The sequence below is a fragment of the Streptomyces colwelliae genome (assembly GCF_048158785.1).
GTDB lineage: Bacteria > Actinomycetota > Actinomycetes > Streptomycetales > Streptomycetaceae > Streptomyces.
On sequence record NZ_JBLTJC010000367.1, the window covers coordinates 1 to 10,091 of the forward strand.

Below are 10,091 nucleotides of genomic sequence, written 5' to 3' on the forward strand. Positions count from 1 at the left end.
AGCGCCTGGCCGACCACGCCCCCGCCGTCCGCCGCCGCCCGGCCCTGCGCCGCGGTCTCTCCCGCCAGGCCCTGATCCTGGTCATGCTGATCGCCGTCGCCTTCGGCACCGCGATCTACATGGGCGTGCCGTACTCGTCCAGGCCGATCACCACCTGGAGCGGGAAGACCAACTCGCCGAAGACATCGCGGTGCAGGGCGTTCCAGTCGCCCTCGCCGTAGCGGAGCAGGATCTGTGCCGAACGGTCCTGGCCGGCGTCGTGGCAGCGGGCGAGCCACTCGTCCAGCTCGTCCGGCCAGGGGGACGGGCGGTCGAGCCGGGCCGCCCAGTCCCGGGCGATCGGCAGCAGACGTGGGTAGAGCGCGGCGCGCAGGGCGGCGACGGGTGCGGGCAGGTCGTGGGTGAAGTAGCGGTACTCGCCGGAGCCGAAGCGGTGGCGGGCCATGTCCACGGTGGTGCGGAACAGTTCCGGCTTCTCGTACAGCGCGGCCAGGTCGCGGCACTCGGCCGGTGTCAGCAGCTGGGCGGCCGGCGCGCTGCCGTGCACGTCCAACTCGGCTGCGAGCGCGGACCAGTTGGTGCGATCCATGACTCCTCCTTCGGTGTCCCGGTCTTCCGTCAGTCGAGCATCGGCTGCAACGCGCCCTCGTGGGTGAGGAGTTGTACCTTGCGTTCGACACCGGCGGCGTACCCGCGCATCGAGCCGTCCGCGCCGATCACGCGATGGCACGGGCGCACCAGCAGCAGCGGGTTGGCGCCGAGGGCCGCGCCCAGCGCCCGGACTTCGGCGCGCGGTACGCCCAGGCGTTCGGCGAGGGCGCCGTAGGTCGTCGTGGTGCCGTACGGGATCTCGTCCAGCGACTGCCAGACTCGCTGCTGGAACTCCGTTCCCTCGGCGGCGAGGGGGAGTTCGAAGTGGGTGAGGTCTCCGGCGAAGTACGCGGACAGTTGGCGGTTGGCCTCGGTGAAGGCCTGGTCGTCGCGTTCCCAGTCGGCGGGGATGCTCGGGTGGTCCGGCATGGTCAGGGAGGTGAGGGTGGTGCCGCCCGCCGACCTCTCGCCGGTCAGAAGCAGCTCGCCCACGGGGCTGTCGGTGAATGTGTAGAGCGTGGTCATGGGAATGAGTCTGCTCCGGAACCGTGGTCGGGACCGGCGGGATTCGGACATGGAGGTGGGACCCGCTCGGTACCGTCGGGCGTAGCTCTTGACCTGGTGGTATTTACGGGTAAGTACCCGAGCGGTACCGTGTTGGCATGCCAGCTCTCAACGTGGAGTTCAGCGACCGCGAGCTAGAGGACCTGCGGCAGATCGCCAAGGAGCGCGGTACGTCGATGAAGGCGCTGGTGCGTGAGGCGGCCGCGGCCGACATCGCTCGCCACCGGGCGCTACAGGAAGGTGCCGAGGCCTTCCGCCGGTTCTTCGCCACGCACGCCGCCGAGTTCGCCGCCGCGTTCCCCGACGACGAACCATCGGTCAAGGGCGAGGGGCGGGTCGCCTGACGCATGGCCGCCGCCATCCATATCGACGTGCCCTGGCTGCTCCAGCGCCATGAGGAAGTCCTGCCGGACCAGCCCACCATCAACGACTTCTCGGCGTTGGTGGCGGCCGTGGCCCGGCACCGCGTCGATCCGCCCCGCCTCGGTGTCGACTCCGACCCGGCCTGGCGGGCGACCGCCCTGCTGCACACCCTCGCCCTGCTCAAGCCGCTGCCCTCGGCCAACGCCCGCTTCGCCTGCGCCACGGCGGTCGCCTACATGTTCGTCAGTGGCGTCGGCATCGATCCGCCCTACGGCGCCCTCGTCGACCTCGCCCGCGATCTGATCTCCGGCAAGACGGATGTCTACGGCGCGGCGGACCGGCTGCGTTCCTGGCAGATCTGAGCGGCGGTTCTGGGCAGGAGCGCTGAGCCAGCAGTTCCGGGCTGCGGTTCTGAGCGGCAGCTCTGACGAGCTGTCAGCTGTCCTTGTCCTGGCGGGCGTTCTCCGTGTGCGACCGTGCGCTCTCCTCGCGCGGGACGCCGTCGGACGCCGCGAGGCTGCCCAGCAGACCCAGGAGTTCCGCGCTGCGGCTCCCCGGTTCGGCGTGGAAGACGACCACGCTCAACGCGTTCGTGCCCGGGATCTCGAACTTGTTCGACCGCAGCTCGAAGTCGCCGACGAGCGGGTGGCTGAGGAGACTGGTCCGGCCGAGCATGGGCCGTACCTCGTGGCGGCTCCACAGCAACCGGAAGCGGTCACTGCGCACCGACAGCTCGCCCACCAGCTCCACCAGCCGGGGATCGTCGACGTCGGGGCCGATGTGGCCGCGCAGGGTCGCCACGCCCTCGGCGGTCAACTCCTCCCAGTCGCGGCGCAGTTCGCGCTCGCCGGGGTCCAGGAAAACCGCTCGTAGGAGGTTCACACCCGGTGTGTAGTTCGGGGAGAGCGCCCGGCACAGCGCGTTGGCCGCGAGGCAGTCCGTGAACCGGTTCTGCACGTACGCCGGGTGGCCGGACCAGGTGTCGAGCAGTTCGCGGACGCTCGCCGGCACCGCCTCGGGTCGCCTGGCCCTCCTGCGGGACATGGCCGGCCGCTCCGGCCGCGCCAGGCTCAGCAGATGGGCGGTCGCCGAGGCGTCCAGGCGCAGCACCCGGGCCAGCGCCTCCAGTACCTGCACCGACGGGTTGCGGTCGCGGCCCTGCTCAAGCCGCAGGTAGTAGTCGGAGCTGATGCCCGCCAGCAGGGCGACCTCCTCCCGGCGCAGCCCCGGCACCCGGCGCAGCCCGCCGCCGCTCAGGCCCACGTCCTCGGGCCGGACCCGCTCACGGCGGGCCCGCAGAAACTCCCCGAGCGCGTTCTTGCTGTCCACACCCACCACCGTAGGTCCGAATCCGCGGAAGTGCGTGGCCCTGCCACTACCAGGAAGATCCGGGTACTGCCTGCTCAGCCGGTACGGGCGCAGAGTCGGTGACAGGAAACAGCACGTATCACCTACCGAAAGGCGCGCCACCATGACCGACTCCGTCTCCGGCGGCACCCTCACCCTCGCCGAGGGCCTCACCATCACCCGCATGGGATACGGCGCCATGCAACTCGCCGGCCCCCACGTCTTCGGCCCACCGAAGGACCGCACCGAAGCGGTGGCCGTCCTCCGCGAGGCCGTCGAGCGGGGCATCACCCACATCGACACCAGCGACTTCTACGGCCCGGTCGTCGTCAACGAGATCCTCAGGGAGGCCCTCCACCCGTACCCGGAGGACCTGCGCATCGTGACCAAGGTCGGCGCCCGGCGCGGACCCGACGGCGGCTGGATCATGTCCCGGCACCCCGAGGACCTGAAGGCCCAGGTGTACGACAACCTCCGCAACCTCGGGCTCGACGCGCTCGACGTGGTGAACCTGCGGGCCGGCGCCGATCACGGCGTCCACGAGGAGTCGATCGGGGAGCAGTTCGGTGCGCTCGCCGAACTGCGGAAGGCCGGGTTGATCCGGCACCTCGGGGTGAGCACGGTCTCCGCCGCCCAGCTGACCGAGGCCCAGGCCATCGCGCCGGTCGTCACCGTGCAGAACCTGTACAACCTGGCCAACCGGGAGGACGACGCCCTCGTCGAGCGGTGCGCGGCGGAGAACATCGCGTTCGCCGCGTACTTCCCGCTCGGCGGCTTCACCCCGCTACAGTCGCGGACCCTCTCCGACGTCGCCGCCCGGCTGGGCGCCTCGCCCCAACAGGTCGCCCTGGCCTGGCTGTTGCAGCGCTCGGCCACCACCGTCCTGATCCCCGGCACCTCGTCCCGCGCGCATCTGCGCGACAACATCGCCGCCGCGGACCTGGCGCTGCCCGCCGACGCGGTCGCCGAACTCGACACCATCGGCCGGGCCACGGCCTGATACGGGAGGGCGGGGGTGGGCCGCCCCCGCCCTCGGGGCCGCCGACCGAGGGCGGGAGGAGCAGGGTCGGCGGCCGTTTGGCGCGGGAGAGCCGCCGTCCAGCGCGTGGCCTCCGAGAAGGGCCGGGTCCAGTGGACCGCGGTGAGCGGTGCGCCGGGAGCGTGCGCGACGCACCGGCGTGTGCGCATGGTTCACACGGGGCGCATGGAAAGTCGAAAGCCGGTGCGAGTGAACCGAGTTGTCACCGCATCTGACTTACTTTCAACGAGGTGGAAGTTACCCAAGTGCCTTGTTGGGTTCGATGGGTTGTGCAAGGGTGAAACACCCGCGCGGGGGCAATGCCCGGGGCTCATTGACCTGTTGATGAAGCGAATCCGAGGAATCCACTCCGTGTCCAACCCGCACCCTCCTCGTCCTCCTTACCCGCCGCCGGACGGCGGGGCCCCCGAGGAATCCGACGAGACCCTGGCCGCCCGGCTGCGGGGCCGTCCGGAGGGCGAGGCCGCTCATTCCGTCGCGCTGCTCATGGCGCGGCACTGGCGGCCGGTCCAGGATTACGCGGGCATCTGTCTCGCCGCCGAGGGAGCCATTCCCGCCATGGCCGCCGCGGCCGCCTTCCACCGGGTGTTCGACCGGCTGACGTTCGGCGAACACGGTGTGGCGCTGCGGCCCCGGCTGCTGCTGACCGTGCGCGACACGATCCGCGAGTGGTCCGCGGAAGAGCGAATATCCAGTGTTCTGCCGGACCTGGAGAAACCCTCCGGGGGCCGCGCCATGCGTGCCGCCAAGTCCATGACAGCCGAAAACCGCAAGCTCGCCGAGCGGTCTTTCCAGACCCTTCCGCCGTTCGCCCAGTGTCTGCTGTGGCACACCGAGGTCGAGGCCGAGTCGATAACCGTCCCGGCGGCCCTGCTCGGTATGGATACCGGCAACGCGTCGGCCGCTCTCCAGCAGGCGCACGAAAAATTCCGCGAAGGCTGCGTACGCGCCCACCGGGAACTCGCGCCGACCCAGGATTGCCGCTTCTACAACCGGCTCCTCGACGTCCCGATTCGCCGCGGCGGCGCACTGCTGCCGGATGTCCAGCAGCATCTCGCCCAGTGCCGCTACTGCCGTTTCGCCGCCGAACAACTCAGCTATTTCGAAGGCGGGTTGGGAGTCCTCCTCGCCGAGGCGGTGCTCGGCTGGGGAGCCCGCGCCTACCTCGCATCACGGCCCGGCCGCGCCCGCCGCGACACACGGACGCGGTCAGCCTCCCGGCACGGCGGAAACACCGGCAGTGGCGGCACCGGGCGGCACCGGCTGCTGTCGCGGATCCCCGCGCCCGGCCGCCGCATCGTGGACGCGGCCCGGGCGGCTCGCTCGGCCCGGTCGTCCCGATCACTGTTCGTGGGTGTCGGCCTGATCGGCGCCGGAGTCCTCGCGAGCGTGTTAGCCGTCGTCCTGTGGCCGGACCACGACGGCAGCGGCTCCGGTCCGGTCGCCTCCAGCACCACGAACACCGGCTCCGGACACGTGTCGTCGTCGGCACCCGGCACGGCCCGGCTCCCCGCCACACCCCAGCGGACGAGGCTGCACAACGCCGCCGCCGACCTGTGCCTCGACATCAAGGGCACCGCGAAGGCCGGCGCCGGCACCGTCCTGGCCGCGTGCTCGTCGGCCGGGACCCAGGAGTGGTCCTACGACACCGACGGGCTGTTGCGCAGTGTCGCGAGCCCCGGGCTGTGCCTGGACTCGCGCGCGGACGCCGGTGTCGTCGTCCTCGGCACCTGCGCCGACGCGAAGACCAAGCGTGGCGACGATGTCCGCTACGACCTCACCGTGCAGGGCGAGTTGCTGCCCCGTCGGGACTCCGAACTCGCGCTCACCTCCACCACCAAGGACCCGGGCGCCGACATCGTCCTCAAGGTCCGCGACGGCTCCATCGCGCAGCGCTGGCTGACCGACTCGGTGACGGCCAGCCCCGGTTCGCTGTCGATCGCCGGCACGGGAGCCCCGTCACCGCGCCCCGCGAAGATCGCGGACCGGCTCAACTGACCACATCTGCGGGCGCGTTGCCGGTCAGATAGCCGGCGGCGTTCTGTACGGCGGCCAGCGCGATCCGGAGCACCGTCTCCCGGGTCACGCCGCCGACGTGCGGCGAGAGCACCACGTTCGGGGACTTGAGCAACCGCAGGGCCGGGGTGGGCGGTTCGGGGTCGAAGACGTCCAGGCCCGCACCCGCGAGGGCGCCCGCTTCGAGCGCGTCCGCCAGGGCGTCCTGGTCGATCAGGGCGCCCCGCGCGGTGTTGATCACGAACGCGGTCGGCTTGAGCATCGCGAGCCGCTCCGCGTTCAGGAGATGCCGGGTCTCCACGGTGAGCGGCGCGTGCAGGGTGACGTAGTCGGAGAGGCGCAGCAGTTCGTCGAGCGGGACATGACGAGCGCCGCCGAGCCGGGCGGTCGTCTCCTCGGGGACGGGGCGTCGGCCGGCGTAGACGACGGTCATGTCGAACGCGGTCGCGCGGCGGGCGACCTGCTGCCCGATGGCGCCCAGTCCCACGATGCCGAGCGTCTTGCCGGACAGCTCGGTCAGGGAGCGCTGTAGACGCGGGAGTGCCCAGTCGCCCTCGACGAGTGCGGTGTGCGCGGGGACGATTTGCTTGGCCAGCGCGAGCATCAGGGCGAAGGTCTGCTCAGCCACGTTCTGCGCCTCGGCACCGCTGGAACCGATGGTGCAGACGACCACTCCGTGGGCGCGCGCGGCGTCCAGGTCGACGTAGTCGAAGCCGTGACTCGCGCACTGCACCAGCTCCAACTCCGGGGCGGCGGCGAGGTGTTCGGCGGTCACCGGGGAGAGCGCGGTGATGACGACGTGCGCCGCGCGCAGGGCTCGCGGGTCTTCGTCGACGGCCTCGACGACGGTGACGTCCACGCCGTCGGGCAGGAGCGTCGCGAGTCCGGCTCCCGCTCTGCGGCCGCCCATGTGGGGTGGGACGACGGCCAGGACGTTCTTCGTGGGGGACATGCGGAATCCTTGTCGGGACGGGGGAGTCGGGTGGGGGTCCGCGCGTGCGTCAGGACCGGGTGGCCGACTCGTGCAGGACACGGGCCAGTTCGCGGGGCCGGGAGAACATCGGCCAGTGGCCCGTGTCCATCCGGACCAGCTCCCAGCGTCCGCTCTCGACCAGCTCGTCCGCCGGGGCCGGCAACTCGTCGCCGTCGAGCAGGCACTTGACGTAGGTGGCCGGGAGGTCGGCCAACGGGTGGGCCAGGACCGCCGGTTCGGTCAGCGTGGCACCCGGGTGTGTGGTCCCCTCGGTGATGATGCGGGTGATCTGCTCGTCCGTGAGGTCCTGGCCCGCGTAGTCGTCCGGGTCCAGGGGCGGCCAGCCGCCGTCGTTCTCGTCGAGCGACTTCCTGACGTGGTCGCTCGGGAAGCTGTCCAGGAACGACCGCCCGTCGACCGGCACGTTCGCGTCGACGAACACCACCCGGGCCAGCCGGTCGCCGATCCGCTCGGCGGCCTGACCCACAGGAACACCGGCGTAGCTGTGTCCGACCAGGACGACGTCCCGCAGATCGAGGCGCTCCACCTCGTCGACGATGTCCTGGACATGGGTCCGCTGCCCGGCCGGAACCCCCTGCTTCTCCGCCAGCCCGGACAGGGTCAGCGCATGCACCTCGTGCCCGGCCCCGCGCAGCTCGGGCACCACCTCGTCCCACGCCCACGCACCGAGCCACGCCCCTGCCACCACCACGAATCGAGTCATGGTCCCAACGTAACCGCCGGGTCTGACAACGACCTTCCGGAACGATCAGACCGCCCGCGCCACGGCCCGTACCGGCGCGCCGTCCGCCCCCGGCAGCCGCAGCGGGAACAGGAACAACTCCACGTCCGGGAGGCCCACCACCTGATCGAGTCCGGTGAGGTTCTCGGCGATCACCCCGCCCGCGCCGCACAGCACACGATGGGCGGGCAGCCCGAAGTCGGCCGTCACATCGCCGGGTTCGGGCGTCGGATCGACACTCAGCGCGTCGACCGCGACCGTACGGACCCCCGCCGCGACAAGAGCTTCGGCCGCCTCGGGGGTGAGCCACGGGTGGGCGAGGTAGTGGTCGGTGCCCCAGTACGCCGACCAGCCCGTGGCCAGCAGGACGAGGGACCCGGGCGTCAACTGCCGTAGCGCCGGCGCCAGTAGCTCGGGCGTGATCGGCGCCCGCGCCGGCAGCCCCCGTACGTCCGCCACCACCGCGCGCCCGGCGAAGCGCTCCAGGGGCAGTTCGTCGAGGCGGGGCCACGCGTCGTCCACGTGGTAGGGGGCGTCGACATGCGTGCCCGACTGCGAACCCATGTGCAGCTGAAGGACGTTGACGCCGTCATGGGGTGCGCGCAGGGCGGGGGAGACCTCGACGGCCGGGTCACCGGGATACACGGGCATCCCGGTGACGACGGGCACCGACAGGTCGATCCAGCCCGGCATCAGCTGCTCGCGGCGGCCGGTGCGGGCACCCCGGCCTCCGCTCCGGGGCCGGTGATCGGCGGCACCGGCACCTCGACGGTACGGGCCAGCCGCGCGCCCTCCGGCCCGTACGCGGCCCGGGGTTCGGGGAACAGCCGGAGCAGACCGAGGAACAGCACGGCGGCGACGGCCAGCGACAGCGGCAGGCTGATGTCGACGCCGTTGGCCAGGTCGCCGAGCGGGCCGACGAACTGCCCCGGGATGTTGGTGAACAGCACACCGACGACGGCCGCCACCCACCAGGCGGTCATGCCGCGCCAGTTCCAGCCGTGCGCGAACCAGTAACGCCCGCCGCGCTGACGGCGGTTGAAGACCTGGAGGGCGTCCGGGTCGTACCAGCCGCGCCGGGTGTAGAACCCCAGCATCATCACGACCATCCACGGTGTCGTGCAGGTGATGATCATCGTGGCGAAGGTGGAGATCGACTGGACGAGGTCGAAGCCGAACCGGCCGACGAAGATGAACGCGATCGACAGCACACCGACCAGGAACGTCGCCTGCACCCGCGACAGCCGCGGGAACACCGACGAGAAGTCGAGCCCGGTGCCGTAGAGCGAGGTCGTGCCCGTCGACATGCCGCCGATCAGGGCCAGCAGACAGACCGGCAGGAAGAACCAGCTCGGTGAGATGGCGAGGAGTCCGCCCACGAAGTTCGGGGCGGCCGGGTCGACGTACTTGGGGGCCTTCGTGGCGATGATGCTCGCGGTCGCCAGGCCGAAGACGAACGGCAGGAGGGTCGCGATCTGGGAGAGGAACGCGGCCCCAACTACCTTGCGGCGCGGGGTGTTCGCCGGGATGTAGCGCGACCAGTCGCCGAGGAACGCGCCGAACGAGACCGGGTTGGACAGCACGATCAGTGCCGCGCCGGTGAACGACGGCCAGAACAGCGACTGGGTCGCCGCGTCCGCCGAGGACGTGAAGACACCGGCGTACGACGGGTCGAAGTCACCGGCGAAGGCGATCGCGCCGAGCAGGAACAGGACCGTCGCGGACAGCACGGCGATCTTGTTGATGAACAGCATGAACCGGAAGCCGTAGACGCACACCGCGAGGACGAGGACCGCGAACAGCGCGTACGCGACGACGTAGGAGAACGTGCTCTGCTCCAGGCCGAACAGCCGGTGCGCGCCGCCGACCAGGGCGTCGCCGGAGCTCCACACCGAGATGGAGAAGAACGCTACGGCGGTGAGCAGGGACAGGAACGAGCCGACGACCCGGCCGTGCACGCCCAGGTGCGCGGAGGAGGCGACCGCGTTGTTCGTGCCGTTGACCGGGCCGAACACCGCCATCGGGCACAGGATCAGCGCGCCTACGACGACTCCCAGGAGCGTGGCCGCGAGGCCCTGCCAGAAGGAGAGGCCGAAGAGGATCGGGAAGGCGCCCAGCACGCAGGTGGAGAAGGTGTTGGCGCCGCCGAACGCGACCCGGAACAGGTCGAGCGGGGTGGCGGTGCGGTCCGCGTCGGGGATGCGCTCGACGCCGTAGGTCTCGACCTCGGTCAGGGACTGGCTCGGCGCGGCTTCCCCGCGAAGGTCGCCACCAAGTTCGGTACGGTCACGGTGAGTTCGCAGCCCAAGCGCGCGCTCGTCGTCAGGACTGAGCTGAGCGCACTACGTGGGCGTGGCCTTCAGCACCGGCGAGGAGTTCGACGCCAGCTGGAACCGCGGCACCCCGTTCAAGTTCCCGCTCGGTGGCGGCCGTGTCATCAAGGGCTGGGACCAGGG

At 71.2% G+C, this 10,091-nt stretch carries 10 protein-coding genes and 3 pseudogenes; 6 read left to right on the plus strand and 7 right to left on the minus strand.

All coding sequences use genetic code 11. The features are described 5' to 3' along the window. A pseudogene (locus ACNFOC_RS56125) lies at nt 1-140 on the plus strand (SCO2583 family membrane protein); the annotation flags it as partial. Here ACNFOC_RS56125 and ACNFOC_RS43945 read toward each other — a convergent pair. Beyond that, nucleotides 125-589, minus strand: a pseudogene (locus tag ACNFOC_RS43945) (2OG-Fe(II) oxygenase); the annotation flags it as partial. The pseudogenes ACNFOC_RS56125 and ACNFOC_RS43945 overlap by 16 nt on opposite strands. Nucleotides 590-618: 29 nt before the next feature. Then, entirely contained in the window at nt 619-1,116 is a 498-nt protein-coding gene (locus tag ACNFOC_RS43950) for a methylated-DNA--[protein]-cysteine S-methyltransferase (RefSeq protein ID WP_416964614.1), read from the minus strand. A gap of 137 nt (nt 1,117-1,253) precedes the next feature. Here ACNFOC_RS43950 and ACNFOC_RS43955 point away from each other — a divergent pair, with 137 nt between their 5' ends. Together ACNFOC_RS43955 and ACNFOC_RS43960 are read left to right on the plus strand one after the other, a co-directional pair. Then, nucleotides 1,254-1,499, plus strand: a complete 246-nt coding sequence (locus ACNFOC_RS43955; protein WP_416964615.1) for a hypothetical protein — start codon at nt 1,254-1,256, stop codon at nt 1,497-1,499. Between the two features lie 3 nt (nt 1,500-1,502). Then, nucleotides 1,503-1,880 (plus strand): toxin Doc, encoded by a 378-nt coding sequence (locus ACNFOC_RS43960; RefSeq protein WP_416964616.1) that lies wholly within the window; start codon nt 1,503-1,505, stop codon nt 1,878-1,880. Between the two features lie 73 nt (nt 1,881-1,953). On the opposite strand, the gene ACNFOC_RS43965 is transcribed toward ACNFOC_RS43960, so the two are convergent. After that, a complete protein-coding gene (locus ACNFOC_RS43965; RefSeq protein WP_416964617.1) occupies nt 1,954-2,847 on the minus strand; it encodes a helix-turn-helix domain-containing protein in 894 nt (297 codons plus the stop codon). Between the two features lie 142 nt (nt 2,848-2,989). Here ACNFOC_RS43965 and ACNFOC_RS43970 point away from each other — a divergent pair, with 142 nt between their 5' ends. Beyond that, nucleotides 2,990-3,865, plus strand: a complete 876-nt coding sequence (locus tag ACNFOC_RS43970) for an oxidoreductase (protein WP_416964618.1) — start codon at nt 2,990-2,992, stop codon at nt 3,863-3,865. A gap of 390 nt (nt 3,866-4,255) precedes the next feature. Then, nucleotides 4,256-5,902 carry an RICIN domain-containing protein gene (locus ACNFOC_RS43975; protein WP_416964619.1) on the plus strand — a complete coding sequence of 549 codons (1,647 nt, stop codon included), beginning with the start codon at nt 4,256-4,258 and terminating at the stop codon, nt 5,900-5,902. Here ACNFOC_RS43975 and ACNFOC_RS43980 read toward each other — a convergent pair. Genes ACNFOC_RS43980 through ACNFOC_RS43995 form a run of 4 tightly spaced genes read right to left on the minus strand, consistent with a single transcriptional unit; the run spans nt 5,895 to nt 9,869 of the window. Beyond that, complete coding sequence (locus ACNFOC_RS43980) at nt 5,895-6,872, minus strand: 2-hydroxyacid dehydrogenase (protein ID WP_416964620.1); 978 nt, start codon at nt 6,870-6,872, stop codon at nt 5,895-5,897. The two genes, ACNFOC_RS43975 and ACNFOC_RS43980, sit on opposite strands and share 8 nt — an antisense overlap. 49 nt (nt 6,873-6,921) lie before the next feature. Then, nucleotides 6,922-7,617, minus strand: a complete 696-nt coding sequence (locus ACNFOC_RS43985; RefSeq protein ID WP_416964621.1) for an alpha/beta fold hydrolase — start codon at nt 7,615-7,617, stop codon at nt 6,922-6,924. Between the two features lie 45 nt (nt 7,618-7,662). Beyond that, entirely contained in the window at nt 7,663-8,328 is a 666-nt protein-coding gene (locus ACNFOC_RS43990) for a cyclase family protein (RefSeq protein ID WP_416964622.1), read from the minus strand. Then, nucleotides 8,328-9,869 (minus strand): purine-cytosine permease family protein, encoded by a 1,542-nt coding sequence (locus ACNFOC_RS43995; RefSeq protein WP_416964623.1) that lies wholly within the window; start codon nt 9,867-9,869, stop codon nt 8,328-8,330. The genes ACNFOC_RS43990 and ACNFOC_RS43995 overlap by 1 nt, the downstream gene beginning before the upstream one ends. Nucleotides 9,870-9,975: 106 nt before the next feature. On the opposite strand from ACNFOC_RS43995, the pseudogene ACNFOC_RS44000 reads away from it, so the two are divergent. Continuing rightward, a pseudogene (locus ACNFOC_RS44000) lies at nt 9,976-10,091 on the plus strand (FKBP-type peptidyl-prolyl cis-trans isomerase); the annotation flags it as partial.

Bases quoted from the DNA above. Each gene is read 5' to 3' on its own strand.
- ACNFOC_RS43985 (WP_416964621.1), bottom strand. From the start codon at position 7,617: ATGACTCGATTCGTGGTGGTGGCAGGGGCGTGGCTCGGTGCGTGGGCG.
- ACNFOC_RS43970 (WP_416964618.1), top strand. From the start codon at position 2,990: ATGACCGACTCCGTCTCCGGCGGCACCCTCACCCTCGCCGAGGGCCTC.
- ACNFOC_RS43990 (WP_416964622.1), bottom strand. From the start codon at position 8,328: ATGCCGGGCTGGATCGACCTGTCGGTGCCCGTCGTCACCGGGATGCCC.
- ACNFOC_RS43955 (WP_416964615.1), top strand. From the start codon at position 1,254: ATGCCAGCTCTCAACGTGGAGTTCAGCGACCGCGAGCTAGAGGACCTG.
- ACNFOC_RS43980 (WP_416964620.1), bottom strand. From the start codon at position 6,872: ATGTCCCCCACGAAGAACGTCCTGGCCGTCGTCCCACCCCACATGGGC.
- ACNFOC_RS43950 (WP_416964614.1), bottom strand. From the start codon at position 1,116: ATGACCACGCTCTACACATTCACCGACAGCCCCGTGGGCGAGCTGCTT.
- ACNFOC_RS43960 (WP_416964616.1), top strand. From the start codon at position 1,503: ATGGCCGCCGCCATCCATATCGACGTGCCCTGGCTGCTCCAGCGCCAT.